16 protein-coding genes and 1 pseudogene are annotated in these 26,507 nt (G+C 71.9%); 11 read left to right on the forward strand and 6 right to left on the reverse strand.

Features of this window, described 5'->3' with window-relative positions; translation table 11 throughout:
* Positions 1 to 75 precede the first annotated feature (75 nt).
* From IE237_RS29275 to IE237_RS29285, 3 genes are all read left to right on the forward strand, one after another.
* Positions 76 to 5,655, forward strand: a complete 5,580-nt coding sequence (locus IE237_RS29275) for a non-ribosomal peptide synthetase/MFS transporter (RefSeq protein WP_189805117.1) — start codon at positions 76 to 78, stop codon at positions 5,653 to 5,655.
* Complete coding sequence (locus IE237_RS29280) at positions 5,652 to 9,029, forward strand: non-ribosomal peptide synthetase (protein WP_189805118.1); 3,378 nt, start codon at positions 5,652 to 5,654, stop codon at positions 9,027 to 9,029. Before IE237_RS29275 ends, IE237_RS29280 begins: the two co-directional genes overlap by 4 nt.
* Positions 9,030 to 9,192: 163 nt before the next feature.
* The gene (locus IE237_RS29285; RefSeq protein ID WP_189805119.1) at positions 9,193 to 12,252 is read left to right on the forward strand and encodes a class I adenylate-forming enzyme family protein; all 3,060 of its coding nucleotides are present in this window, start codon (positions 9,193 to 9,195) and stop codon (positions 12,250 to 12,252) included.
* 97 nt (positions 12,253 to 12,349) lie between these two features.
* Here IE237_RS29285 and IE237_RS29290 read toward each other — a convergent pair whose 3' ends face one another.
* The 3 genes from IE237_RS29290 to IE237_RS29300 all read right to left on the reverse strand — a co-directional run bounded on the left by IE237_RS29290 (position 12,350) and on the right by IE237_RS29300 (position 14,498).
* Positions 12,350 to 12,970 (reverse strand): VanZ family protein, encoded by a 621-nt coding sequence (locus tag IE237_RS29290; RefSeq protein WP_189805120.1) that lies wholly within the window; start codon positions 12,968 to 12,970, stop codon positions 12,350 to 12,352.
* Between the two features lie 41 nt (positions 12,971 to 13,011).
* A complete protein-coding gene (locus IE237_RS29295) occupies positions 13,012 to 13,863 on the reverse strand; it encodes an RNA polymerase sigma factor SigF (RefSeq protein WP_189805121.1) in 852 nt (283 codons plus the stop codon).
* Between the two features lie 122 nt (positions 13,864 to 13,985).
* Positions 13,986 to 14,498, reverse strand: a complete 513-nt coding sequence (locus IE237_RS29300) for an ATP-binding protein (RefSeq protein WP_229842957.1) — start codon at positions 14,496 to 14,498, stop codon at positions 13,986 to 13,988.
* A 203-nt stretch (positions 14,499 to 14,701) separates the two neighbouring features.
* On the opposite strand from IE237_RS29300, the gene IE237_RS29305 reads away from it, so the two are divergent.
* From IE237_RS29305 to IE237_RS29315, 3 genes and pseudogenes are all read left to right on the forward strand, one after another.
* Positions 14,702 to 14,986 (forward strand): cupin domain-containing protein, encoded by a 285-nt coding sequence (locus tag IE237_RS29305; protein ID WP_189805122.1) that lies wholly within the window; start codon positions 14,702 to 14,704, stop codon positions 14,984 to 14,986.
* 97 nt (positions 14,987 to 15,083) lie between these two features.
* Positions 15,084 to 15,281: pseudogene (locus IE237_RS41640) on the forward strand (helix-turn-helix domain-containing protein); the annotation flags it as partial.
* Positions 15,282 to 15,745: 464 nt separating this feature from the next.
* Entirely contained in the window at positions 15,746 to 16,063 is a 318-nt protein-coding gene (locus IE237_RS29315; protein ID WP_189805123.1) for a helix-turn-helix domain-containing protein, read from the forward strand.
* A 100-nt stretch (positions 16,064 to 16,163) separates the two neighbouring features.
* On the opposite strand, the gene IE237_RS29320 is transcribed toward IE237_RS29315, so the two are convergent.
* Positions 16,164 to 17,963 (reverse strand): S8 family serine peptidase, encoded by a 1,800-nt coding sequence (locus IE237_RS29320; protein ID WP_189805124.1) that lies wholly within the window; start codon positions 17,961 to 17,963, stop codon positions 16,164 to 16,166.
* Positions 17,964 to 18,203: 240 nt separating this feature from the next.
* Here IE237_RS29320 and IE237_RS29325 point away from each other — a divergent pair, with 240 nt between their 5' ends.
* Positions 18,204 to 19,712 (forward strand): DUF4246 domain-containing protein, encoded by a 1,509-nt coding sequence (locus IE237_RS29325; protein ID WP_189805125.1) that lies wholly within the window; start codon positions 18,204 to 18,206, stop codon positions 19,710 to 19,712.
* 39 nt (positions 19,713 to 19,751) lie between these two features.
* Here the strand turns inward: IE237_RS29325 and IE237_RS29330 are convergent, their stop codons facing one another.
* Both IE237_RS29330 and IE237_RS29335 read right to left on the reverse strand, forming a co-directional pair.
* The gene (locus tag IE237_RS29330) at positions 19,752 to 20,549 is read right to left on the reverse strand and encodes a DUF4389 domain-containing protein (protein ID WP_189805126.1); all 798 of its coding nucleotides are present in this window, start codon (positions 20,547 to 20,549) and stop codon (positions 19,752 to 19,754) included.
* A gap of 140 nt (positions 20,550 to 20,689) precedes the next feature.
* The gene (locus tag IE237_RS29335) at positions 20,690 to 22,723 is read right to left on the reverse strand and encodes a hypothetical protein (RefSeq protein WP_189805127.1); all 2,034 of its coding nucleotides are present in this window, start codon (positions 22,721 to 22,723) and stop codon (positions 20,690 to 20,692) included.
* A 696-nt stretch (positions 22,724 to 23,419) separates the two neighbouring features.
* On the opposite strand from IE237_RS29335, the gene IE237_RS29340 reads away from it, so the two are divergent.
* The 4 genes from IE237_RS29340 (at position 23,420) to IE237_RS29355 (ending at position 26,446) form a co-directional block, all read left to right on the forward strand.
* Positions 23,420 to 23,749 (forward strand): hypothetical protein, encoded by a 330-nt coding sequence (locus IE237_RS29340; RefSeq protein ID WP_189805128.1) that lies wholly within the window; start codon positions 23,420 to 23,422, stop codon positions 23,747 to 23,749.
* Between the two features lie 47 nt (positions 23,750 to 23,796).
* A complete protein-coding gene (locus IE237_RS29345) occupies positions 23,797 to 24,102 on the forward strand; it encodes a hypothetical protein (RefSeq protein ID WP_189805129.1) in 306 nt (101 codons plus the stop codon).
* 228 nt (positions 24,103 to 24,330) lie between these two features.
* Positions 24,331 to 25,518, forward strand: a complete 1,188-nt coding sequence (locus IE237_RS29350; RefSeq protein ID WP_189805130.1) for a peptidoglycan-binding domain-containing protein — start codon at positions 24,331 to 24,333, stop codon at positions 25,516 to 25,518.
* Positions 25,519 to 25,585: 67 nt separating this feature from the next.
* Complete coding sequence (locus IE237_RS29355; RefSeq protein WP_189805131.1) at positions 25,586 to 26,446, forward strand: thermonuclease family protein; 861 nt, start codon at positions 25,586 to 25,588, stop codon at positions 26,444 to 26,446.
* Positions 26,447 to 26,507: the final 61 nt, after the last annotated feature.

The raw sequence follows: 26,507 nt of genomic DNA on the forward strand, positions 1-26,507 counted from the left end.
CCGCTCGGCCGTGCCCGGCCCCCGCCGCGTCCGCACCCTCCGACTCCCTCCCCGAACGCCCCGAACAGGAACCCGATGACGGACACCCAGGACCTGCCCGCAGGCTGGTCCGAAGCCAAGCGCGCCCTGCTCAGCCGACGGCTGCGCGGCGCCTCAGCCCCCGCCCGGGTGGTGGACCCGCGCCCGGCGGGCACGGCACCGCCCCTCTCCAGCGGCCAGGAACGGCTCTGGTTCATGGACCAGTTCGCTCCCGGCTCCACGGCCTACACGCTGGCGCCGGCCCGCCGCCTCCGGGGCCCCTTCGACCGGGCCGCGCTGGACGCCGCGCTGACCGACCTGGTGGCCCGGCACGAAAGCCTGCGGATGACCTTCCGCACCACCGAAGGCGGTACGGCCGAGGTGAGGGTCGCCGAACCCGCGCCGTTCGCCGCCCTGCACGTGGACGCAGGAGCCGACCCCGACCCGGAGGCGCGCGCCGCCGCCGAACTCGGCGCGCTGATCGCGGAGCCCTTCGACCTCCGGACCGGCCCGCTCCTGCGCGCCCTGGTGGTCCGGGTCGCCGAGGACGACCACGTTCTCGCCCTGGTGATGCACCACATCATCTGCGACGGCTGGTCGATCGACCTCCTCAACCGCGAGATCGACGTCCGCTACGCCCATCACGCCCACGGCACCCCGGGTGAACTGCCGCGTCTCGACGTGCAGTTCGGGGACTACGCGGCCTGGCAGCGGGACCGTCTGGAGCACGGGCACCTCGCCGCCTCGCGCGACTACTGGCGCACCGCCCTCGACGGCGTCCCGGCCCTGGAGCTGCCCTCCGACCGCCCCCGGCCGCCCGTGTTCACCTTCGACGGGGCCGCGACCGAGTTCCGCTGGAGCCCGGAGCTCTCCCGCCGGATCGGCGAGGTGGCGCGGGCGTACGGAGCCTCCCCGTACATGGTGCTCATGGCCGCGTTCCAGGCCCTGCTGGGCCGGCACTCCGGCCGGCGCGACTTCGCCGTCGGCTCCGCCGTCGCCGGCCGTCTCCACCGCGAACTCGAGAACGTGGTGGGCGCGTTCGTCAACATGCTGCCGATCCGCGCCCGGCTCTCCGCCGAACTGGAGTTCGGTCAGCTGATCAGCCGGGTCCGCGAGACCACGCTCGACGCGTACGCGCACCAGGAGGTGCCGTTCGAGCAGATGGTCAACGACCTCGCCGTGGAGCGCGACGTCAGCCGCGCCGCCGTCTTCCAGACCACCTTCGCCTTCCAGAACTACGGCGACCGCGCCGCCGGTCCCGCGTCGGGCCCCGCGGGCCTGGACTCCCGGGGATTCGGCTACGAGGCCACCACCACCCACGCCGACCTCGCCCTCTACATGCGCGAGGAGGCCGACGGCGGCCTCTACGGTCTGCTCACCTACCGCACCGACCTCTTCGACGCCGGCACCGTCGAGCGCCTCGCCGAACGGTTCGAGCTGCTGACCGCGGCCGGCGTCGCCGACCCCACGCTGCCGGTCGACCGGCTCCCGCTGCTCACCGCGGCCGAGCGCACGGCCGTCCTCGAGACCTGGGCCTCCGGTCCCGCGCTGCCGGAAGGCGGTCCCGCCACGCTCACCCAGGCGCTGGCCCGGACGGCGGCCCGGACACCCGAGGCGCCGGCGCTGGTCTTCGAGGACCGCACGCTGACCTACGGCGACCTCGACCGCCGCGCCGACGCCATGGCCCGGCGTCTGCGGACGCTGGGCGTGGGGGCGGACGACCGGGTGGCCGTCTGCCTGGAGCAGTCCCCCGAGCTGGCGGTGGCGCTGGTCGCCGTCCTGAAGGCCGGCGGCGGGTATCTGCCGCTCGACCCCGAGCAGCCCCCCGCCCGGCTCGCCCACCTGGTCGCCGACGCCGGAGCGAAGGTCCTGATCACCGACACCGTGCTGCGACCGCGGTTCGGCGACCACCCGGCGGCCGACCTGCTGACCGACGACGCCGCCGACACGGGCGAGGGGGACGGAGCGCCTCTGGAGGAGGTGTCCGGCGCCGACCACCTCGCCTACGTGATCTACACCTCGGGCTCCACCGGTACGCCCAAGGGGGTCGCGGTGCAGCACCGCCAGCTCCTCAACTACCTGGCGGGCGCGCGCGAGCGGCTGCGGATCGAGCCCGGGGCCTCCTACGGGCTGCTGCAGTCGCTCTCCTTCGACTTCAGCATGACCATGCTCTACCTGGCGCTCACGACCGGCGGCCGTGTGCACCTGCTGCCGCGCCGGATCGCGGGCGTGGAACTGGCCGCGGAGATCGAGCGGGCCGGCATCGACTACCTGAAGATGACGCCGTCCCACCTGGCCGCGCTGACCGCCGACGCACCGCTCGACCGGCTGCTGCCGCGCCGGGCGCTGGTCCTCGGCGGCGAGGCCGGCAACTGGTCCTGGGCGGCGGGCATCGCCGCGCTCGGCCGGTGCGCGGTGTTCAACCACTACGGGCCGACCGAGGCGACGGTGGGGATCACCGTCCACGAGGTCACCGCCGAGGGCCTGGACGCGCCGGGCAGCACCCCGATCGGCACCCCGCTGGCGGGCGGCCGCTGCTACGTCCTCGACGAGACCCGCCACCCGGTTCCGCCGGGTGTCACCGGTGAGTTGTACCTGGGCGGGGACCGGCTGGCCCGCTGCTACCTCGGGCGGCCGGACCTGACGGCCGAGCGGTTCCTGCCCGATCCGTACGGCACCGGCCCGGGCTCCCCCGAGACCGGCGGCCCGCGGATGTACCGCACCGGCGACCTCGCGCGCTGGCGGGCCGACGGGGTACTGGAGTACCTGGGCCGGAGCGACGACCAGATCAAGGTCCGCGGCTACCGGGTCGAGCCCGGCGAGATCGAGGCCGCGCTGACCGCCCTGCCCGGCATCACCCAGGCGGTGGTCCTGGCCCGCGGCGAGGGCGTCCGACAGAACCTCGTCGCCTACCTGGAACGCCCCGCCGGTGGCGAACCGCCGTCCGCCGCCGACCTGCGCGCCGCCCTGGGCGAGGTCCTGCCGGACTACATGGTCCCCGCCCGCTACGTGGTGCTGGAGCGGCTGCCGCTGCTCGCCCACGGCAAGGTCGACCGGAAGGCGCTCCCCGAGCCCGCGGACGGCCCGGCCGCCGGCGACCACGTCGACCCCGAGGGCGAGACCGAGCAGGTGATCGCCGCCATGTGGGCGGAGCTGCTCGATGTCCCCCGGGTCGGCGCACTGGACGACTTCTTCGACCTCGGGGGCCACTCCCTGCTCGCCACCCAGGTGGTCGCCCGGATGCGCCGGGCCTTCCCCGACCTGGCGACCCCGGTCGGGGTGATGGACCTCTTCAAGCACCCGACGGTCCGTCGGCTCGCCGGACTGGTGACCGCCCCCGGGGGAGACCGCGGCCCGCACCGGCTGCTGCACCTGCTCACCCCCGAACGCCGCGAGGTGGCCGCCAGCGTGATCTGCGCCCCGTACGGCGGCGGCAGCGCGCTGATCTACAAGCCGCTCGCCGACGCCATGCCGGCGGACTGGGCCCTGCACTCCCTCGCCGTCCCCGGCCACGAGCTGGGCGAGGAGGCGATGGACGTCGACGAGGTCGCCCGGCTCTGCGCCGAGGAGATCGTCGCGAACGTCGCCGGACCGCTGGTGCTCTACGGGCACTGCGGGGTCGGCGTCCGGCTGACCGTGGAGATCGCCCGTCGGGTGGAGGCGGCCGGCCGGGAGATCGACGCCGTGCACCTCGGGGGCATCTTCCCGTTCGCCCGCCCGAAGGGCCGTGGCGCCGCGCTGGCCGAGCGCTTCGCCGAGCTGTCGGCCCGGCTGCGCAGCGACCAGGGCATGATCAACGCCCTGGCCGCGGCGGGCCTGGACGTGGACGAGGTCGACGAGGACCAGCTGCGGCTGATCGTGCACAACCGCCGGGTCGGCACCAAGGACGCCGAACGCTACTTCGGCGAGCTGTACGAGAGCGAGGGCGGCACCCTCACGGCGCCGGTGATCGCCGTCTGCGGCGACCGCGACCCGGCGACCGAGTTCTACCAGGAGCGGTTCCGCGAGTGGCACCGGATCACCGGAACCGCCGCCGTGGTGGTCCTGGACGAAGCGGGCCACTTCTTCCTCAAGTACCGGGCACAGGAACTGGCCGACATCCTGACGGGGGTGCATCGTTCGATCGCCGCCGGCGAGGAGGCTCGCCACGAGCGCACCGCCGACGCCACCTGGTGGCTGGCGGGCCTGTCCCGCGACGGAGCGGGGACGGGGAACGGCACCGCGGCGGAAGCCGCGCGGCCGGGGGACCCGGAGCGGTCCGGGCACCCGGGCGGAACCCGCGAGCGCCGCCCCGTCCGCCCGTCCATGGGGCGCTTCCTGACCATCGCCACCGGTCAGCAGCTCTCGATGATCGGCTCGGCCCTCACCGAGTTCGCCCTGCCGATCTGGATCTACCTGCAGACCGGCTCGCTGTTCCAGCTCGGCCTGCTCGCCGCCTTCGGCCTGGTGCCCGGTGTCGTGGTCGCCCCGCTGGCCGGCGCCATCGTCGACCGCGGCGACCGCCGCCGGGTGATGCTGTGGGGCGACATCGCGGCCGGCCTGACCCAGGCGGTCCTGCTCGCGCTCTACCTCGGTGACGCGCTGGAGGTCTGGCACGCCTACGCGATGATCTCCGTGCTCTCCGCCGCGCTCGCCTTCCAGCGCGTCGCCTGGGGCTCGGCGGTGCCGCAGCTGGTGCCGAAGCGCTTCCTCGGCCGCGCCAACGGCGTGGTCCAGATGGCCCTCGGCCTGGCGCAGTTCCTCGTCCCGCTGATCGCGGTCGGCATCCTGCACCTGATCGGTCTCGGCGGCATCCTCGTCTTCGACGTCGTCAGCTATCTGATCGCCACCGGCGTCACCCTGGCGGTGCGCTTCCCCGACGCGATGGCCGCCACCCGCCGCGAGAGCGTCGGCGCCGAGATCCGGGCGGGCTTCCGACGGGCGCTCGGGAGCCGCCACTTCAGGGCCATGCTGTTCTGGTTCGCGGTGCTGAACGTCTTCCTCTCCCCGCTCTTCCTGCTCGTCACCCCGCTGGTGCTCTCCTTCTCCTCGACCGCGGCGGCCGGCTGGGTCTCCACCGCCGCCGGTCTGGGCGCCGTGATCGGCGGCCTCACCCTGCTGGTCTGGGGAGGCCCGCGCCGGATGCGCCTGCGCGGCGTCCTGTTCGCCGCCCTCGGCCTGGCCGCCGCCTGCTTCGTCACCGGCCTGCGGCCCTCGGTGACCGTGGTCGCCGTCGGCGCGTTCGGCATGACCTACGGCCTCGCGCTGCTCAACGGCATCTACGCCACCGTCGTCCAGACGAAGGTGCCGATGCGCTTCCACGGCCGGGTGATCGCGGTGAACACCATGGTCGCCTGGTCCACCCTGCCGATCGGCTTCGCTCTGGTCGCCCCGATGGGCCCCGAGCTGCTCCAGCCCCTGATGGACGAGGGCGGCGCGCTGGCCTCCAGCGTCGGCGCCCTGATCGGCACCGGCGACGGGCGCGGCATCGGCCTGCTCTACCTGGTGTTCGGCCTCGCCATGGCCGCACTGGCCCTGATCAGCTTCTGCATCCCCGTCCTGGCCCGGTTCGACAGGGAAGTCCCGGACGCCGAGTCCGACGACCTGATCGGCCTGGAGACCCTGAAGGCCCGCGCGCAGAGCGAGAGGAACGCATGACCTCCCCGACCCCGATCGCCCGCCATCCGCTGACGGACGAGCAGCGCCGCCTCTGGTTCCTCCAGCAGCTGAACCCGGAGGACGCCGGGTTCAACATGTACCTGAACCGGCGCTGGAGCGGCCCGATCGACCCTCGGGCCCTGAGTGCGGCGCTCACGCGGCTCACCGCCCGGCACGAGGTGCTGCGCACCCGGTTCGCCATGGACGGCGAGCACCCCGTCCAGCTCGTGGAACCCGTACGGGACATCGAGCTCACACGGGTCCCGATCCCGGACGCCGCGGAGGAGTCCTTCACCGCGGCCTGCGCCCCCTTCGTCAACGCCCCCTTCGACCTGGGTGAGCGTCCGCCGCTACGGGCCGTCCTGGTGAGCGCCGGCGAGCACGAGCACGCCCTGGGTGTGGTGGTCCACCACATCGTCTCCGACGGCTGGTCGTTCACCGTGCTGTGGCGTGAGCTGATCAGGCTGTACCGGGAGGAGATCGGCGAGGGAGCAGTGGAACTTCCGGACCTCAAGCTCCAGTTCGGCGACTTCGCGCGCTCCGAACGGACGAGGCTGGACGGCGGGGCGGCCGAGGAGGCGCTCCGCCACTGGACCGGGCGACTGACCGGCATCGACGTCCTCCGGATGCCGCTGGACCACCCCAGGCCCTCCGAGCCCACCCATCCGGCGGGCTTCGCCGACCTCTCCCTCGGGCCCGATCTCGTCGCCGGACTCGACGCCCTCGCACGCGAGCAGCGCTGCACCCCGTTCATGGTGCTGCTCGCCGCCTACCAGTGCGTGCTGGCCCGGTGGAGCGGCAGCGACGACTTCGCCGTCGGAACCCCGCTGGCCGGCCGCAACGAGACCGCCCACGAAGCCCTGCTCGGCTACTTCTCGCGCACCGGGGTGATCCGCGCGGACCTCACCGGCGAGCCCGGCTTCCGCACCGTGCTGCGCCGGGTGCGCTCGGCCACCATGGCCGCGCTGACCCATCAGGACATCCCGGTCGAGCGGGTGGCCGCCGCACTGGGGCTCCCCGCACTGCCCGGCGTCGGCCCCCTCTACCAGGCGGTGTTCGTCCACCAGAGCCAGTACCAGCTGGCCGGCGCCGACGAGGGGTCCGCGCTGCCCTCGGGCGTCCGGACGGCGAGCATGGACTCCGGTTTCGACCGGGCCAAGACCGATCTGCTGCTGGACAGTTGGCGTACGCCCGGCGGCGGGATGACCCTCTCGTTCTGCTTCGACCGGGAGCTCTTCGAGCGCGCCACGGTCGAGGCCCTGGCCCGGCGGATGCGCGACCTGCTCGCCGCGGCCGTCGTGGACGTGGAGGTCCCGCTGCACGGCGACTGGCTGCTGTCGGGTGAGGAGCGCGCCGCGCTGCTGGCCCTCGGCACCGGCCCCGCCGTCGTCGAGGACGCCCGGTCGGTCCTGCGCGGCTTCGCCGACCAGGTCGCGGCCCACCCCGACGCGCCCGCTCTCGAATGCGCGGGACGCCTCCTCACGTACGCCGAACTCGACCGTGCGTCGGACGAGTTGGCGGTACGGCTGGGTCCTGTGGCCGGCCGGGCGGTGGGCGTCCGGATCGAGCCCTCCTTCGAACTGGTCACCGCCCTGCTGGCGATCTGGAAGGCGGGCGCGGGCTACCTGCCGCTCGACCCCGCCCACCCGGCCGAGCGCCAGCGGCTGATGCTCGGCGAGGCGGACGCCGCGCTGCTGCTCACCGGAGGCGAGCGTCCGGAGCTGGGGGTCCCGGTACTGGCCGTCGGCGCTGCGTACACCGAGACCGGGCGGCCGGGGGCGGAACAGCCGGAGGCGGAACAGCCGGAGGCAGAGCGGCCGGAGGCGGAGGAGCAGCCGGCAGGACAGCCGCCGGTCGAGGAGCCGCAGGCCGGGCGGACCGGTGCCGGCAGGACCGGTGCCACGCGCAGCGGTTCCGGCAGCACGGTGCCCGCTGTGGCCGCGCTGCCCGGGACCCACCCGGGCGGTCTCGCGTACGTCCTCTACACCTCGGGCTCCACCGGTGCCCCCAAGGGCGTCGCCGTCGAGCACGCCGCTCTGGCCGAGCGCGTCCGGTGGATGGCCGGACCGGAGGGCTACCGGCTCGGGCCGGGCGACCGGATCGTCCAGTTCGCCTCCCTCGGCTTCGACACCCACGCCGAGGAGATCTGGCCCGCCCTCACCGCGGGCGCCTGCGTCGTCCTGCTGCCCGGCGGCGGCCGGACCCTGCCCGACCTTCTGCGCGGCGCGGCAGGACGGTCCGTCACCGTGCTCGACCTGCCCACCGCGTACTGGCAGGAACTGGTCGCGCTCGGAGACCAGGCCCCGTGGCCACCCGCGCTGCGCCTGGTGATCCTCGGCGGCTCCGAGGCACGCGCCGCCACCCTCGCCCAGTGGCGGGAGCGGCACGGCGACGGCATCCGGCTGGTCAACACCTACGGCCCGACCGAGGCCACCGTCATCGTCACCGCGGGCGACCTCGGCGGCCGTCCCGTCAGCGGGGCCGCGGCCGCACAGCGCCCGCCGCTCGGCCGCCCGCTGCCGGGGGTGCGGCTCTACGTCCTGGACGGGCGCGGCGGCCTGCTGCCCGCCGGATCCGAGGGCGAGCTGTACATCGGCGGCAAGGGCCTCGCGCGCGGCTACCTGACCCGGCCCGAGCTGACGGCTGAGGCCTTCCTGCCGGATCCGTTCACCGACGCCGCGGACGGCCGGATGTACCGCACCGGAGACCGCGTCCGGTGGCGCGCCGACGGGCAGTTGGAGTTCCTCGGCCGCGCCGACGACCAGGTGAAGATCCGCGGATACCGGATCGAGCCCGCCGAGATCGAGGCCGCCCTCACCGCCCACCCGGGTGTCGGCCGTGCGGCCGTGCTGGTACGCGACGGCCGCAGACTCATCGCCTACGCCGTCCCGCGGGCGGCCGCCGGGCAGCTGCCCGCGGCCGCTCCCCCGCGGGCGGGCGAACTGCGCGAGCACCTGGCGCGGCGGCTGCCGGCCTTCATGGTGCCGGACGCCGTGGTGCTGCTCGACACCCTCCCGCTCACCGCCAACGGCAAGCTCGACACCGCGGCCCTGCCCGACCCGGACCCGGCGGGCGCGGCCGCCGGATACCTGGCGCCCCGCACCGAGGCCGAGGCCCTGGTGGTCGAACTCTGGCAGGAGGTGCTCGGCATACCGCAGGTCGGCGTGCTGGACGAGTTCCTCGCGCTCGGCGGGGACTCGCTCCTGGTCACCCGGGTCGCCGCCCACGTCCGGGCCGACGTCGGCGTCGACCTGTCGATCCGCGACGCCTTCGAGAGCCCCACCCCGGCAGCCCTGGCGGCTCGGATCGAGGCGCTGCTGATCGCCGAGATCGACGCCCTCAGCGAGGAGGAGGCCGCCGGCCGCCTGGGCTGACTCCGTGCTCGGGTCCCGCCGGCCCCTCCGGCCCGTCAGGCGCGACCCGAGCCCGCCTCTCCCCCACCCCCGGATCCGCCGTCGGCCGCTCACGTACTCGACGACGTGAGGGTCCCGTCCGACCTCCCACCGCATCGCACTGGAGAACGCCATCGCCACCACCGTGCCGCCCGCCGCGACGACCGTCCCCGAGCTCCTCGACGCGCGGGCCACCGAACACCCGGACCACACGGCGCTGCAGGTCGTCGGCGGCGGGGAACTCAGCTACCGCCGTTGGCGCGAGGAGGCGCTGCGCGCCGCCGTCGGGCTGGCCGCCGCCGGGGTCGCCCCGCGCGACAGGGTGGTGCTGCGGTTCTCCAACGCGCGCTGGGAGCGGTACGCCGTCGGTTTCCTCGCCGTCCAGTACGCGGGCGGGGTGCCCGTCCCGGTCCGTGAGGACCTCTCCGAGGCCGATGCCGCCGCCCTGGCCGCGCTGGCCGAAGCCGGCACGGTCCTGACGGACGGGGGGCTGCCCGCCGTCCCGGGACTCGTGGAGCTGCGTCTGGACGCCCTCCTCGCGGCGCACCCCGAGCCGCCGGCCGGCCCGCCGCACCGGGTCGGCCCGGCCGACCCGGCCCAGGTGATCGCCACCTCCGGCACCACCGGCGCGCCCAAGGGCGTGGTCGCCGCGCACGGAAACCTGACCGCCGGCCTGGCCGCGCACCCCCGCCGCCGCGCCTACGCGCACTCGCGGCATGCCCTGCACGCCTTCCCGATCGGGACCAACGCGGGTCAGGTGATGCTGCTCAGCGCGCTGACCGCCGCGCCCACCACCCTCAGCCTGCCGCGCTTCGACGCGGATCAGTTCGGCATCGCGGTCGAGACGTTCGGCGTCGGCACCGCCTTCCTGGTGCCCTCGATGGTGATCGAACTGGTCAACGCGGGCACCGCCGGGCGGTACGACCTCAGGAGTCTGCGCCTGGTCAACTCCTCCGCCGCCGCGCTGCCCGTGCCGGTGGCGGCCGCGCTGGCCGCGGCGCTGCCGGACGCGACGCTGGTCAACACGTACACCTCGGCCGAGGCCTCGCCCGCGCAGATCTCGACCGTGGTCGACGCGCGCCGCCCCGGCTCCCTGGGCCGCCCGGCGGACCCCCGTGACCTCCGGATCCTCGGCGCGGACGGGCTGCCGCTGCCCGCCGGGCAGGCCGGCGAGGTCTGGCTGCGCCAGCCCGGACCGCCCCGTGGCTACCTGGGCGCCGCCGGGCGGAGCGCCCAGGTGTTCCGGGACGGCTGGGTGCGGATGGGCGATGTCGGACGCCTCGACGCGGACGGCTACCTGTACCTGGTCGACCGGGAGAGCGACGTCATCAAGAGCGGTGCGCTGAAGGTCTCCACGCTGCGGATCGAGGAGGCGCTGCACGAGCACCCCGCGGTCGCCGACGCCGCCGCGCTCGGCCTCCCGCACCCCGTGATGGGCGCCGTGCCGGTGGCGGTGGTGGTGGCCGGGGCCGGCGGTCTGGACCTGGACGAGCTGCGGCTGTTCCTCAGCGCCCGGTTGAGCCGGACCGAGCTGCCGGTCCGGATCCTGCTCGCGGACGACCTGCCCCGTAACCCCAGCGGCAAGGTGGTCAAGCACCGGCTCCGCCCGCTGTTCGACGTGTCGGCGGAGTCCACGGGCCCCGTGGTCGCCCCGGTCACCCCGACGGAACTGCGTCTGGCCGGACTCTGGCGGCGCCTGCTCGGCCGACCGGTCACCGACGTGGCGGCCGAGTTCTTCGCGCTCGGCGGCGACTCGTTCCGGGCGGTCCAGCTCGCCACCGGCATCAGCGCCGAGTTCGGGATCCGGGTCGGCACCGGCGTGGTCTTCGAGCGGCCCTCGCTGCGCGCCCAGGCGGCCTGGGTGGACCACCCCGACCGGCGGCCGGCCGCGGCTGCCGGAGCGTCGGCCGGGACGGAGACCGTGACGCCCTACCTGGCCGCGCTCCGTGCCCAGCCCCACGCCGTGGCGCTCACCTCGCAGCAGGAGAACTTCTTCCGGTGGATGGCCGACGCACCCGGGCGGGACGCCGGCGCGGTGACGGCCCTGTTCCGGGTGGCCGACCGGCTCGAACCGGAGACCCTGGGCCTCGCACTCGCCGAGGCGGTCCGGCGCCATCCGGCGCTGCGCACCCGGTTCGAGGCGGTGGCGGACGGGGTGGTGCGGGCGGTGCTGGACGAGGAGCCCCGGGTGCGGATCACGCTGACCGAGGCTCCGGGGGCCACGGACGCGGAGGTGGACGCCCTGCTGCTTGCCGAACGCGACCGTCTCACCGACCTGGCCCGCGACCCGATGACGCGCCTGCTGGTGGTCAGCCGCTCGGAGACCGACCACGTGGTGCTCGTCGCGATGCACCACATGGTGTCCGACGGCTGGTCGGTGGGTGTGCTCCTCGCCGACCTCGGTGTCCTCTACTCCGCGCTGCGGCGGGGCCGGTCGGCACCGCCCGCCCGATCGGGCCCGGGCTACGAGGAGCTGGTGGACTGGGCGAACGCGCACTGGCCGGCCTCCCGGGCCCACTTCGGGGCCGCGCTCGCCGGAGCGCCGGAGGCCGTCGAGCGGTTCGCCGGCCGCCGGGCGGTGGACGAAGTACTCACCACGGCGCACGAGTTCGTGGTGCCGGCACGGTTGGCCCATGCCCTGCGGGCCCGGGCGGCCGAGCTGGGCGCCACCCCCTTCCTGGCCGTCACCGCGGCGTGGACCGGACTGCTCGCGGGCCGCAGCGGCCACCCCGACCTGGTCGTGATGACCCCGGTGCCCGGCCGCCCCCGCCCGGACGCCGAGCGGACGGTGGGCTGCTTCGTCCAGTCGCTGCTGCTGCGGGTGGACGCGAGCGGGGGACCCGGTTTCGCCGAGCTGGTGGACCGTCTGAGGGGCGTTTACAGCGAGGCACTGGACCACCAGCTCTACCCGTTCGCCGAGTTCAGTCCGTCCGTGCCGTTCGCGGCCTGGATCCGCTACGAGGCGTGGGCCGCGCCCGCGCAGCTCCCCGGCCTGGCCTGCGAGCCCTGGGAGCTGCCGCGCGGGAGCACCGTGCCCTGGCCGCTTCCGGGCGGCGACCGGGGCGTGCCCGAGCTGACCGTGGTCGAGCAGCCGGACGGCGGCCTGAGGTGCTGGCTCCAGTACAACGCGCTCGCCTTCGACCTCCCCGTGATCACCGAACTGGCCGAGGAGTTCACCGCCGCTCTGGCCACCGCCTGCGGGTGACCTGCGGCCGGACGCTGCCGACGGCATCGCCACGCCCGGCCGGAACCCGGGTCAGGCGTGGCGGGGCCGGTTGCCCGCACCTCTTCGCGCCACGGGGTCAGGCCGACGAGTCGCCCAGGCGTCGACGCCTCCACCGACGGGGCCGGGTGCGAGGGTGGACGGCGCGCCCCAGACGCCGGCCGACGAGCACGTAGCCGAGGAGTGCTCCCGCCGTGTTGAGGAGGACGTCGTCGATGTCGAAGGCACGTCCTGTGATCAGCGCGCCCTGCACCAGCTCGACGAGCAGCATGGTGGCCGCGGTGGCGAGCGCGACCCGGAGGAATCCGCGCGCCTTGAGCGACAGCAGCGGCAGCAGAATCCCGAAGGGGACGCCGAGGGCGATGTTTCCCCCGAGCTGCTTGACGGTCTCCAGGAAGCCGGGCTGGTCGAGGTAGTTCTCGATGGACCGGCCCGGTGTGAGGTTGTTGTGGGTGAGGGGGACGGATGCCGGCGAGGCCTCCAGGGTGAGTCCGGCAAGGACCACGGCGAACGCCACCATGCCCGCGAGGGCCGCCACGGCGACAAGAGCCCGCACGAACCGCCCCGGGCCTCGTCGGACCGGCTCCGACTCACCCCGCTCCTGAGGGGACCCGCCCTGCTCGGCACCGGGCTCGACGGGCGCCGCCGCCTTGCCTCCGGCCGGTCCGGCCCGTCTCCCCCACGCTCTCCGACCGATCATGTTCGCTTCCTCCTCAAGCTCCCAGGTGGTGCTCGACCGGATCAGGCGGTTTCGAGCAGGCCTTGGCGCAGGCGCTTCACGGTGCGCGAGAGAAGACGGGAGACGTGCATCTGGGAGCAGCCCAGGTGTTCCCCGATCTGGGCCTGGGTGAGTTCTTCGACGAACCTCAGGTGGATGATCTTCCGATCGCGCTCGTCGAGGTCGGCGATGAGCGGGGCCAGGGCGTGGAAGTCCTCCACCAGTTCCATGGCGGGGTCCTCGCTGCCGATGAAGTCGGCCAGGGCGGCGTCGCCGTCCTCGTTGTCGCCGCTCAGCGCGGCGTCGAGCGACGAGGAGTTGTAGCCGTTGGAGGCGAGCCGGGCCTCGGTGACCTCTTCCTCGGTGAGGCTCATCAGCTCGGCGAGTTCCCTGACGGTGGGCGTCCGGCCCAGGCGCGTGCTCAGCTCCTCGGTCGCCTTGGCCAGTTCCACCCGGGCCTCCTGCAGACGGCGGGGTACGTGCACCGCCCAGGAGGTGTCCCGGAAGAACCTCTTGATCTCGCCGACGATGTAGGGCACGGCGAACGTGGTGAACTCGACCTCCCGCGAGAGCTCGAAGCGGTCGATCGCCTTGATCAGTCCGATCATGCCGACCTGGACGATGTCCTCCATCTCGTCGCCGCGATGGCGGAAGCGTCCGGCCGCGTAGCGGACGAGGCTGATGTTCATCTCGATGAGGGTGTTGCGCGCGTACTGGTGCTCGTGCGTTCCCTCCTCCAGCACCGCGAGTTCCCGGAAGAAGACCTTCGACAGGGCCCGTGCGTCCTTCGGCGCGACTGCCAACGCGTCCGGGACCATCGGCAGCGTTCCCGTTCCGGACTGCATTCCCGTGGCCGACATCGTGGTGACCGTCACACCGTTCCCCTTTCACGTGTGTCCCGGGCCGAGCTTCATGGCCCCGTGGCAGCTCGCCTACCCGGAACCTTGAAGTCCACACGGACGAGTTGGAGAGACGTGGCGGGAGCGGCGGCGTGCGTCTACAGGAGGGAGAGGCACGCCCGGACCCTCTTCCCCTCCGGTTCCGGCTCCACGCTCAGGCTGTCGCAGACGGCGACGACGATCTCGACGCCGTGCTGTCCGATGCGGCGGGGATCGTGTCCACGGGGGACGGGGGCGGCGGCGGCGCGGTCGAACACCGAGATCTCCAGGGTGTCCGGACGCAGCTCGAGGAGGAGTCGGCAGGGGCCGACCGTGTGCCGGACCGCGTTGGTCACCAGCTCACTGACCACCAACTGCGCCAGCTCGACGCGCTCGCCGGCCACCGGTTCACGCCGTACGGACGGGGCGTCCGCGAGGAAGTCGGCCGTGAAGGCGCGGGCGGCGGCGATCACGCCGCCGTCGGAGGCGCTGTCGTAGACGACACTCGCGGACAGCAGGGGCTCCGGTGTCGCACGCTCCGCGGTGATCGCGTCCGTCATGGCGCTGGTACTCCCCTCGTCCGGATGGGTGGGCGCGCTGGCCACCTCGTACCCCGCCTTTCCCTTCTTCACGGTTCCCACACCGCCCCCGACAGGGATCACACACACCGGCGACGTGTCGGGGAAGAGGTGGGGCGGGTACCGGCTCTCCCGGCCGTGGGCGGGTCGGGTCGGTTCCTCCCCCGGGGCAGGGGGGTCGAGCGGTTAACCTGCCGCTCGGGGTGACCGCCGGCCGGCCGCGGCGCCCGGAACCGACGACGGCGAAATGAGCGACCATGACCACCACGGCCCGCGCGAGCACGCAGCACGAGGACGACCGGGTCCGCGTCACCCGCTGGGACTTCGAGCCCGGCCAGTCCACCGGCCGCCACGTCCACGCGTACGACTATGTCGTCGTCCCCGTCACCGACGGGCGGACCCATGTGATCGCCCGGGACGGCACGGTCACCGTCTCCGAGCTCAGGGCGGGTGAGTCCTACGCGCGCCCGGCCGGCGGCGAACACGAGGTCGTCAACGCCGGCACCGCCCCGCTGGCCTTCGTCGAGATCGAACTGAAGTAGCGCCGCCGCCCGTTCCGGCGGCCCGGCCACGGACCCTGGTGGAGCACGGACCGCCGGAATACCGTCGTTGTCGGGGAACCGACAGGAGGGGATCGTGGTGGGAACGCTCAAGGCACTGGGTGTCGGCGAGGAGGAGGAGCGCCTGTACCGGCTGCTGCTGTCCGGTCCGGACCGGACGCTGGCCGACCTGACGGAGGCGCTCGGCGTCCCACCGGCGCCGCTGCGCCGCCGGCTGAGGGCACTGGAGGACGCCGGGCTCGTCTCCCGTACCCCCACCCGGCCCGTCCGGTACCGGCCGGCGCCTCCGGGACCCGCCGTGGACGTCCTGATCGCGCGCCGGCAGGAGCAGTTGGACCGCACCCGTTCGGAGGCGAAGGAGCTGACCCTGCTGTGGGAGGCGGGGACGGGCCGGGAGCCGGCGGTCGAGGTCGTTCAGGGAGCCGAGGCCAACGTCCGGCTGTTCCTGCAGACGCAGTGCTCCGCCCGTGAGGAGATCCTCACCTTCGACAAGCCCCCGTACATCCTGGAGGGGGTCGGCAGGCAGGCCGAGGTCCAGCGCGATCGCATGGCCCAGGGCGTGCGCTATCGCACCCTCTACGACCGGGAGTCGCTGCTCGAACCGGAGCAGCATGCTCTGGCCCGTGACCTCGCCGCCCACGGAGAGCAGGCCCGGGTCCTCGACGGCGTCCCGCTCAAGGCCCTCATCGCCGACGGCACCACGGCTCTCGTCCCGGTCAGCTCACCGAGGACCGGCACTCCGTGGTGCTCCACGACTCGCCGCTGCTCGGCGCGCTCGTCTCCCTCTTCGAACTCCTCTGGCAGCGGGCCACTCCCCTGTGGCCGACCGGGCGCCACGAGCAGCCGGGCGGGCTCAGCGACTTCGACCGGCTTCTGCTCGGCTACGCGGCCGTCGGGTGCACGGACGAGGCCACGGCCCGCAGGACCGGCCTCAACCAGCGCACCATCGAACGCCACATGCGCCGCATCATGGACACCCTCGGCGCACGCACCCGCTTCCAGGCCGGGCTCCAGGCGGGACTGCAGGGCTACCTCGGGGACCGGGAGGATCCCGCGTAGTCCCTCGCGCTCCCGAGCCGGGCAAGGGGGACGCCCGGTGCGGCCGTGGGCCGCACCGGGCGTCCTGGGAGGGGCCCCTCCCGGGGTCGTGCGGGGTGGGTCAGCCGATCGAGCAGGTCATGTACCACTGGCCCCTGGTGCAGGTGACCGTGGTCGAGGCGGCGCCGGTGCCTCCCTTGTCGTCGGTGACGGTGAGCGTGGTCCGGTAGCTGCCGGAGGCGGTGGAGGGGAACTGGTGGCTGACGTCGGCACCGGTGCCCGCGGTGCCGTCGCCGAAGTCCCAGCGGTACGAGGCGATGGTGCCGTCCGGGTCGTACGAGCCGGCGGAGTTCAGCGAGCAGTGCCCGTTGACCGTGCAGAACCCGTCGACCTTGGCGGTCGGCCTGTCGTTGTGGTTCGGGGCGAGCAGCCGGAACGTGGTCTGGTTGCGGCCGGTGCGGCCGGAGGAGTCGGTGACCGTCAGCTTCACCGTGTAGGTGCCGTAGGCGGCGTAGGTGCGGGAGGGCTTGACGCCGGTGCCGGTGGTGCCGTCACCGAAGTCCCAGCTGTACGAGAGTCCGCTGCCGCCGGTGAGTGAGGCGTCGAAGGTGCAGGCGCGGGTGGCCCGGTCGCAGTCGGGGACGAACGTCGCCTGGGGCCCGGCCGTGCCTCCGGCCGGGTACGCGGCGGTGTCGGTCAGGTCGAGCAGGGGCTCCTTGGCGCCGTCGCCGGACGTGTCGGTCCAGTTGGTGTTGCCGGTGGCGACGAGCCGGTCCCGGACGGCGAGGACTCCGGCCCTGTCGGTGGGCTTGGCGCTGCCGCGGGTGAGCCACGCGGCGGCGCCGGCGACGTGCGGGGCCGCCTGGGACGTACCGCTGTAGTTCGAGTAGCCGCCGTCCTTGAACGCGGAGCGGATGCAGTCGCCCGGGGCCGCGATGTCGACGCCCCGTCCGAAGTTGCTGAAGTCGGAGAGCGTGTCGTCCTTGTTGGTGTTCTTCGCGTTGCACCAGGCGAAGCCGCCGAGGCCGCCGGGCTTGCCGTCGCCGTCGCTGAGGGACGAGACGGTGATCGCGTCGGCGACGTTGGCGGGGCTCTGTTCGGCGACGTCGCGCTTGTCGTTGCCGGCCGAGACGACGACCACGATGCCCTTGGCGATGGCACGCTTGACGGCATCGTCGACCGCCTGGACCGTGCCGTCGAATCCGAGGCTCAGGTTGACGACCTCGATCTGGTCGGCGTGCGCCGTCACCCAGTCGATGCCGTTGACGATCTCCTCGGTGCTGCCGCTCCCCTTGCTGTTGAGCGACTTGACCGACCAGAGCCGGGCTCCGGGGGCGACGCCGACGTAGCCGATCCCGTTGTCGAGACCGCCCACGATGCCGGCGACGTTGCTGCCGTGCCCGTTGTCGTCCATGCCCGCGTTCTCCACACAGGAGGTGACGGCGACACAGTTGACCCGGCGGACCACGTTGAGGTCGGGGTGGGTGTAGTCGATGCCGGAGTCGATGACGGCGACGTCCACGTCGACGCGCTCGTCCCGCCCGTCACCGACCTTCAGCCCGGTGTTGGCGGTGGCCCCGATCCGGGCGGTGCCGTTGGGCGTTGCCTGACCGTGGGCGTGGGCGACGGCCGACTTCTCGACGTACGCGACGTCGGGGTTGTTCCGGAGTGCTGCCACGGCCGTCGGCGTCAGCTCGGCGGAGAAACCGTCGAGCGCCGAGCGGAAGACCGAGCCGAGCCGGACGCCCGCGGCGGAACGGGCGACGGAGACCGGGTCGGCGGCGGCGTCGTTCTTCAGGACGACGACGTACCGGGCGCCTTCCTGCGGCGCCGCGTGAGCGTCCTGCGCGGCTGCCGGAAGGGGGCCGAACACCGCGGCAGCTGCCAGCGTGAGGCCCGCGGATATCGCGAACCGCTTCATGCTTCCTCCAAGTGGGGGTGGGATGTCGGCCAGACAGTAGGGGCCGCGGAAGCGCATGGGTATGCCGGAATCCCGGCACTGTCGCCATTCCGACAGCGGGGGAAGGGCCGTCCGCGGGCCCTCGGGCGACTGCTCCCGAGCCCTCGCTCCCGGACCGGCGGGACGGGGACCCCGGCTGCTGTGTCAGTCCGCTGACGTATTCTTCCGGCCACCGCACGCCGACTCGGAGGACCAAGAGAATTGACTGGCCTGTCCGCCTTCCCGCTCCCTTTCCAGGCGTCCCGCTCCCTTTCCTTCGCAACACCCCGCACACTGCGCGAACTTCAGATGATGGAATGCAGCGCGGCCATCCGGGCGAAGCCGGGATGGTTCGACAAGAGGAACGACGCCGACATCGTCGCGAGGTGGACGCGGGAGGCGATCGCCCAGGGCCTCACCGAGGCGCAGATCCGCTATGTGCTTGCCGAACTCGCGCACTACGCGGCGCTGCGGGACGAACGAACCGGTGTCGAGGTGTCCGGCGTCGACGGAGTGTGGCATTCGGACACGCTGATCGACGACAAGCTCAGGACCAGGCTGCGCGAGGCGGTTCGTGTGCTGGAACAGGTCCCCGAGGCGGAGAGGGACTGGCACCCGGGATCCGGCGGCCAGGTACTGGATCTGGTTCACCCCTCGTTGTTCTGCCTGGTGAGGGAGGCGAGCGGCGCGCCCGAGCGGGCTTGGGAGAACCCGGCGGACCGCTGTGCGAAGTACGAGTTCTCGGAGAGGTTCCAGTGGCTGCCCACGGATGCCGACGTCAGTGACGACGGCGACGTCACCTTCCGTTCGTACGTGAACAACGTTCACCCCGAGGTCCATCACGAACTGGCCGCCGTCCTGCCGGACCTGTTCGCGCGCCTGCGCCCGCTCTTCGAGAACGTGCTCACCGATCTGCGCCATCCGCGGCCCCCGCGGATCGAGGCCGATCCTTTCGGGTGGTACGACTCGGGGCCGGAGTATCCGAGCAGATCCTCCTTCAGTGAGGACGAGGCGTACGCGGAAGCCCGCCGCGCGTGGGGCCGGGCTCATGACGACTGGTGGGAGAACCGCCGCCCGGCCGTCCCCGACGCCCCGGCCTTCACCCCGCCCGAGTCGCCCGACGCATCCGCCCGGGTCGACCTGCGCGGTCGCGGTCTCCAGGTCATCGTCAAGCTCGCGACCCTTCATCTCACCCCGGACGAGCCCGAGTACGCCGGCGGTTCGTGGCATGTCGAGGGGATGCTGAACGAGCGGATCGTCTCGACCGGCATCTTCTACTGGGACAGCGAGAACATCACCGAGAGCCGGCTGAGTTTCCGGGCGGCACTCGACGACCCGCACTACGAACAGAACGACGACGACGGTCTGCGTGAGGTCTACGGCCTGGAGGACGAGGACGCGCTGAACCAGATGCTCGGATCGACAGCGACGCCGGCGGGCCGCTGCCTGGCGTTCCCGAACATCCTGCAGCACCGCGTCGACTCATTCCGCCTCACGGACCCCACCCGGCCGGGACACCGCAAGATTCTCGCTTTCTTCCTGGTCGACCCGTCGGAGAGGATCGTCTCCACATCCGACGTGCCGCCCCAGCAACCGTGGTCCGACACCTCGACCATGACGCTGGAACAGGCCAGGGACTTCCGCGAGCAGCTCATGCGGGAACGCAAGTTCTTCGTCGACGAGCACAACGAGCAGCTCTACGAACGAGAATTCTCCCTCTGCGAGCACTGAGCGCCTTCCGCTCCCGAGGCGGCAGTCCCGCTCCTCCGCTCAGGCGCCGGGGACCCGTGCGGCGGCCGCCTCCGGGCGATCGTCGCCCTCGTCGTCGTAGTCGACCGTGCCCGAGGTCAGGTGACCCACGAGCCCGAGGAGCAGGAAGAGCCAGACCAGGACCTGCGCGGCGGTGCTCAGGCGGAGCGGACGCGTCGCGGAGTACGCGGGCTGCGAGGCGGCCTCGGGGGTGTCGCCCAGGAGTCCCTTGGGGTACACCGGCGTCAGCATCGTGGCGTAGGCCACCAGTCGCATCCGGTACCGGACGACGGCCGCGGTGGCGCCGAAGACCGGCTCGGGCAGGCGGCCCAGGACGATGCCGATCAGCCAGAACACCCAGCAGATCGCGAACCAGCCGGCCTGCGCGAGGCTGTTGACGATCGCCGCCGGGATCATGAGGATCAGCCGGAACAGCACGGCGAGCCGGTTGAGCGGGGTGGCGCGCAACTCGATGCGCACCGGGTAGTCGGGGGCGTCGAAGGAGAACGGCGGGTACCGGTCGACGAGCAGGGTCGCACTGGCCGAGACCCGGGTCTGGTAGGCGAGGACCGAGCCGAGGAAGGACGCGATCGAGTCGGGCAGCCGGCCCAGGACCAGGGCGCTGAACCAGGCCGCGATCGTGACGAAGAACGCGGCGAAGGACAGCACCGCGACGACGATGAACTGTGGCAGGAGCAGCAGCCAGCGCAGGAATACCGTCCAGCGGCGCTGCTGCCCCGGCGGAGGCACGTCCAGCACCGGCCGCCATTCGACTCCGTCGTCATCGGCCGAGGGTCGGGGATCCCAACCTGCCGCCATGGCCGCCTCCCGTCTCTCCCGTTTCCCGGTCTTTCCCAGGTCACGTCGATGCTGCCGCAGCCGACGCTCCTTCGCACCGCCACGGGGGCCGGTAGGACCACACGGGACCCTCCCGTCGTTCGACGGGTGCTCTCGCCACGTCAGTGGATCGTCGACGACGTGACGACGAGAATGGGCTGGTCGACGAAGTCATGTGCGACGGAGACGGTACGCGCGCCGGATGCCGTGTTCACGGTCAGCACCACCGTGCTGTCCAGACCGGTGAAGGCGGATTCCACCGGCAGCGAGACGTGCACGAAGTCGACGGTGTGGGACGGACTCAGCGTCAGCGTCGGCACCGGATCCCCCGGGTTGGCGATGAGCGTGATCTCCGCCTCGAGGGTGCTGACGCCTTCCGCGGCGAAGTTCAGCCCGGCCGCGTTCACCGTGAGGGGGTGCTGCACCTCCTGCACGGTGTGGGTGTGGAAGGCGACGAAGCTCAGCATGTCGGGCTTCGGCAGGGGAACGGCCACCTCCAGGACCCGCGACACCTCCACCACCGTGCCGGCACCGACGCCCTGGAGCGAGGTCGTCTGGCGGGCTTCGAGCACCCGGCCCCCGAGGGGGACGACCGGGTCCGGGCCCTGGCCGTCTCTGACATCGGCGCATCCGAGCAGCTTGAGGTCGAGTGGTCCCAGGTTCGAGGCCTGTGCGCTGGGCGGTGATCCGGGCTGCCGCGTGGTCACGAGGTCACCGCTGTGCGCGGTCTCGCGCAGGTTCAGCAGCAACCGGGCACGCACGGGATCGGGGAAGAGGTCGTCGAGCCGGACCGCGACCGTGCCGAACAGCGGCGCCGGACCCGGCGAGGCGAGCTGTTGCAGGAAGAGGTTGACCAGGGTCGCCGCCGGCGTGGGCCGGTCGTCGGAGATGTCGACGCTCACCTGGATGGTGGTGCCGTCGCCATCGGCGAAGGCGACCTTTCCTGCCGGGAACCCTGGGAGGCCGGACGGAGTCCGGAAGTCCAGACCGCTCGGCAGCACGACGCGCAGGGTGCGCCCGACGGCCTCCGGGATGCCGGTGACGTCCGCCCTCAGGCGGGCCATGTCGATCGGGTCGGCCATCGGACCGACCGTGAAGGTGAAATGGAACCGGCAGCCGCTGAAGGTGTCGGGCGACTCGTCGACGATGGAGTCGAGGGCCGCGTGGGCGCCCTGCTCGGTCACCAGGATTCCATAGGAGTCCGGGATCGCGATCACCGTTCCGCTGACCTGGCCGAAGAAGATGCGCTGGAGCGACGGGTACTTCGTCGCGATGTCCCCGAGCGTCGTCAGTTCGTGGAACTCCGAACGCGGTCGCGCGAATTCGTCCAGGTCCCTGCCGTCGATGATGGTCCGCTTCACGCCGTCGGACGTGACGGTGAACCGCCGGCGGTGGTCGTCGGTGTTGAAGTGGAGGCCGAGCGGCACGCTGCGCCGGAAGAGGGCGGTGCAGGGGAAGAAGACGTACTGGCCGATCCGGTCGATGAGGGACGGCTCGAAGGGAGTGCCCCCGCTGTTGCCGCCGTCACCGAAGATTTCGAACTGATGCCCCTGGAAGATCGGCCCGTGGACGGGGAAGCCCGTGTCGGGTTGCGTCACGAGGGCCGTCTGGTACCCGGAGTAGGTCGTCTCGAACTCCAGCCGTAGATTCCCACCCAGCGTGAGGTGCGCGTAGGCGACCTTCACCAGCGGATCCTCCAGCTGGAAGGTGACGGTGAAACGGGTCCCGCTGACCGTGGCCGTGGTGCCCCGCACTCTTTGGTCGACGACCACGCCCCCGGTCACCGTGACGGGCACGACCAGATCCACGATCGGCTTCAGGTCCGGCACGGGGTGCAGCTGACCCGACAGGACGGTGGAGAGGACGCTCTGCGACAGGTCCTCCTTCAACGTCAGGGTGAAGGAGGCGTGGTTGAACGGTTTTCCCCCCTCGGCGACCTCCTCGCGGCGCTGGACGACGTCGAAGGCGAATTTCGGGTCCTGGGCCGGCAGGAAGTACGAGGGAAGGAACCACGTCGCGTCGGCGAAGGGGCCGAAGGCGAGCACGTCGGGGGCAGCGCCGCTCTCCAGACGTGGGAGCAACGGCGCGTCCCCGGGCAGTTCGGCCGTCCTGCTCTCATTGACCACCGAGTCGATGTGGTTTCCCGTCCGTCCCACCAGCCAATGCCTCGGCTCCGCTCCAAGGAATTCATCGAACGCCTGCTCCATCTGTGCCATGGTCACTCCCCGTCGGGGCGATCCGTCGCGTCCAGGACGGGCGGCGCGGCTCAGCCCGCACCAGCGGTGCATGCGGTCCGGTGGTGTCACGTGGTGACGTCGGCGGCTGCGGCGAACCGGTCGGTGGTCTCGATCTCCCAGGCAGGACCCGGGCCGGCTCCGAGGCCGATGACAAGCCCGCTCGTCGATGAAGTCGGGCCCGTGGAATCCCTGCCGAAAGTCGGCTGATCCGCTGGGGGGAGTCACCCGGTACGACCGGGTGCATCAGAACAACACCGCTCCCTCGTGGGCATGCAGGCCAGCCGACGGGTGCGCTGTGGAGTTACTTCGACTGTAGTTCTGATTCCCGTGGAACCGCCACTTGCCGGGCGGGTGTCCGTACGGTGCACCGTGAACCCTCACCGCAATGGCGGTGGAGATCACTCCTGCGGCGGCTCTCGCCCGATGGGGCGCACCGGCACCTCGGCAGCCGGACAGACCCTTGCCGTGTGGGCGACCCGCGCCGTTCCGTTCGGCTTCTCCTGGTGCTCCACACGGATCAAGGAGCGCGCCGGGATCTCCGTTCTCCTTCAGGATGGGGCCTGGCCGGGGCCGCTCGGTGCTCCGTCACAGGGATTCCGATCGAGGAGAACACGCATGGCCTTCGAAGAGGACTTCGCAGCGGCGCTCGCACAGCGTGGCATCCAGATGGATGCCGCCGACGTTCCCGCGCCTGATGTGATCGGCGGTGCGCTCGACAACATCAACGGATTCATGAGTGGCATGGACGACGCCGTACGCGAAGGATTCGACGAGAGCTCACTCGAATTCACCGTGTGCTCGGTTCTGGCCGATCCGTCGGTCAACATCGCACCTGAGATCTCGACCATTCTCGCCGCCTACGACAGCACTCCGAACATGCGGCTCACCGAGCTCCTCCAGGCGACACGCGAAACCCTGGACCAGGTGCAGGGTGGTCAGGTCTAGGAACCGCTCCGCAGGGGGCCGGCAACGAAAGAGACAGGAGAAGAGACATGGCGATCGAGGAATTCGCTGACTGCTACGGAGCCCGGGTCGAGAACACGGTGGACTCGATCATCGACGACCTGCGCAACCTGGGGGCCGACGCGATCCGCCGGGTCGTGGAGTGGAATCGCAACCTGCGCGACTCCGACAGGTCCCTCGTACTGGCGCTGGCCGGCATCGCGGCCGGGGTGATCATCAAGATCCTGGAGAAACTGCTCGGCCCCACGGCCGCCGCCTGCTTCGTGGGGCTGCTCGGCGGCGCCTCGTGGGCGCTGCTGATCCTCGCGTTCACCGAGTGCGTGGACAAGCTCTGACCGACCGGGCCGCCCCGCGTCCCGCGCCCGCTTCGACAAGTGCGGGACATCCCGCGTCTTTTGGTTGACGCGCCAACCTCTCATTTCGCCGTGCACCCGTCTCCGAGCTGCGGTCCGGCGCCGCCTGGATATGCTGGTAGTGGGAAATTGTGCTAGCAGGTAGCACTCGTCACAGAGTGTTAGATCATTCGGCAGGAACACTCAAAGCGCACACGGAGGGTGACTCCCGTGGCGAAGTTCTGCACAACGCCCCGTGCCGCCGGTGCCCCCCGTTGGGCGGCGGCCAAGGTCGGTACGGTCGTCGAGTGGGTCGTCAGGCTGGACTACTGTTTCAGCAAGGGCGGGTGCAACCCGTACCAACGCGGTGGCACCGGAACGGACTTCTTCGACGAGACGTCCGATACGACGCGGTGTCGATTCCTCGCCAGTTTTCTCGCCACCCGCCAGCAGCTGGATCCGGCGGACGAGGGGTTCATCTCGGGTTCGTGCGAGCAGCGCAAGAAGCCCGTCGATCCTGGTGACGACGAGAACGAACGGTTCGCGGTGCCGGACATCATCACCCACGAGCCCGGCGTGCGCATGGAGTTCTACGAGATCAAGCCCAACTCCATCGAGGGCAGGGAGGCGGCGAGGGCCAAGGTCGAGACGTTCCTGTCGCTGGTGGACTTCCTCGCCGTGACCAGACCGAACTTCCAGAAGTACGAAAAGGGCACCCAGTTCAGTCCCGATCGCACCATCACGTTCTACCAGCGCAACTATCTCGGCATCGTCCCCTGCAGGGTCTCCCTGCACTACAGGCGCGCGACGGAGCCGGAGATAGCCGAGGGCGTCATCGTCTACGAGATCTGCGTGGAGGTGGACGGGGAACTGCTGGAGGCACTCGCCAAGGCGATCCTCGTCTCGGCGGTCATCGCCGCGCTCGCCGCGCTGGCCGCCGCGGCGATCGTCATCTTCGGCGGCGGCGTGCTCGGCCCGGCGGTACTCGTCCTCAACTCCCCCATGGGCGGCTCGGTCGGACCGGACGGGGTCAACGACCCTCAGGACGTCAGGTACGTCCAGGCGCTCGTCAACGACTGGCGGGCCAGTACAGACGGATCACTCATCTCCATCGACGGTGCGTTCAGCGAGGAGACGGCCGGTGCGCTCACGGACTTCCAGAGCGCCGCCGGGCTGGAGGACACCGCGGGCAGCCTGACGCCGGGCGACGCGACGGAGACCGAGCTGGCGTCCACCCACCTCAACAACCTCATGGCCGCCGCGGACCTCAGCGAGTTCCAGCCCGACGGCCTCGGAGACGTCGTCTTCGGTCCGGATCCCGACGGGGTCGATCCCGAGCTGGAGGAGGAACAGGACCTGCAGACGGCATTCAATGCTTTCGTCCAGCAGTACCTTCAAGATCTTCGCAATGTCGTGTAGCGCGGATCACCGCGCCCTTTCGAGGACGCCTCCGGGGGTGGAACGTACCCACTGCTGAGGAGTCGCCATGCCCATGCTGCTCATCAAGGGCTTCTACGACATCAAGGGGTCGCAACCGGACGGGGACACGGTCCACTTCACGGCCGACGACCCGGCCGAGTGGAGCCTCGTCGGCGGAGGCGGCGGACGGGCCGTCGAGCACAGTGCCGTGGGACGCGCGAAGTTGCGTCTCGACGCGGTCGACGCGCTCGAGACCCACTACGGCCCGTCCCGTGACCACCAGCCGCTCCAGTTCGCCCACGCCGCACGCGACGACCTGCTGAAGACGCTCGGCTTCACCGACGTCCAGCGCGAACAGAACGAGACCGTGACCGCCACCACCCCGGAGACGGTTCCCGGCTTCGTCCTCACCCGCGGTTCCGATGTCCACGGCCGTTGCATCGCCCTGGCCGGCGCGGGGGCCGCGCCCGGCACCAGCGGCCTGGAGATCGACGTGGACGTCGGCGTGCTGCGCACGACGGTCAATCACCATCTGCTCGTCGAGGGGCTGGCGTACCCCACCTTCTACCGGAGTCTGTTCACCAGTCTCCGTACGGAGATGGCCGCCGTGGCCGTGCAGGCGCGCGAGGCACGCAAGGGCCTGTGGGCGAGCGACGTGACCACCGCCGGGGCCAAGATCACGGGGCTGTCCTCGCTGACCGACGACGTGGTGATCCTCCCGAAGCTGTTCCGCCGCGCGATGGACTACCTGCGGCTGGACATGCCCCTGGCCTGCTTCCCCGCCTTCCTGGCCGGTGTCCAGGACCGCTACTCCGTCCTGTCGACCGGCGAACGACGCGCCGGCCTCCACCACATCGTCGAGGTGACGAACGGCCACACGGTGAGGATGACGCATCAGCCCGAGGACCTGGTCTTCGAGGACGCCTGACATTCCGCCGACCGAAACAATTCCACAGCGCACCCGCCGTCCGACCCGTCTGTCGACGAGA

Source organism: Streptomyces tanashiensis, from assembly GCF_014648895.1.
Lineage (GTDB): Bacteria > Actinomycetota > Actinomycetes > Streptomycetales > Streptomycetaceae > Streptomyces > Streptomyces tanashiensis.

Bases quoted from the DNA above. Each gene is read 5' to 3' on its own strand.
- IE237_RS29340 (WP_189805128.1), top strand. From the start codon at position 23,420: ATGGCCTTCGAAGAGGACTTCGCAGCGGCGCTCGCACAGCGTGGCATC.
- IE237_RS29275 (WP_189805117.1), top strand. From the start codon at position 76: ATGACGGACACCCAGGACCTGCCCGCAGGCTGGTCCGAAGCCAAGCGC.
- IE237_RS29305 (WP_189805122.1), top strand. From the start codon at position 14,702: ATGACCACCACGGCCCGCGCGAGCACGCAGCACGAGGACGACCGGGTC.
- IE237_RS29290 (WP_189805120.1), bottom strand. From the start codon at position 12,970: ATGATCGGTCGGAGAGCGTGGGGGAGACGGGCCGGACCGGCCGGAGGC.
- IE237_RS29320 (WP_189805124.1), bottom strand. From the start codon at position 17,963: ATGAAGCGGTTCGCGATATCCGCGGGCCTCACGCTGGCAGCTGCCGCG.
- IE237_RS29280 (WP_189805118.1), top strand. From the start codon at position 5,652: ATGACCTCCCCGACCCCGATCGCCCGCCATCCGCTGACGGACGAGCAG.
- IE237_RS29355 (WP_189805131.1), top strand. From the start codon at position 25,586: ATGCCCATGCTGCTCATCAAGGGCTTCTACGACATCAAGGGGTCGCAA.
- IE237_RS29345 (WP_189805129.1), top strand. From the start codon at position 23,797: ATGGCGATCGAGGAATTCGCTGACTGCTACGGAGCCCGGGTCGAGAAC.
- IE237_RS29330 (WP_189805126.1), bottom strand. From the start codon at position 20,549: ATGGCGGCAGGTTGGGATCCCCGACCCTCGGCCGATGACGACGGAGTC.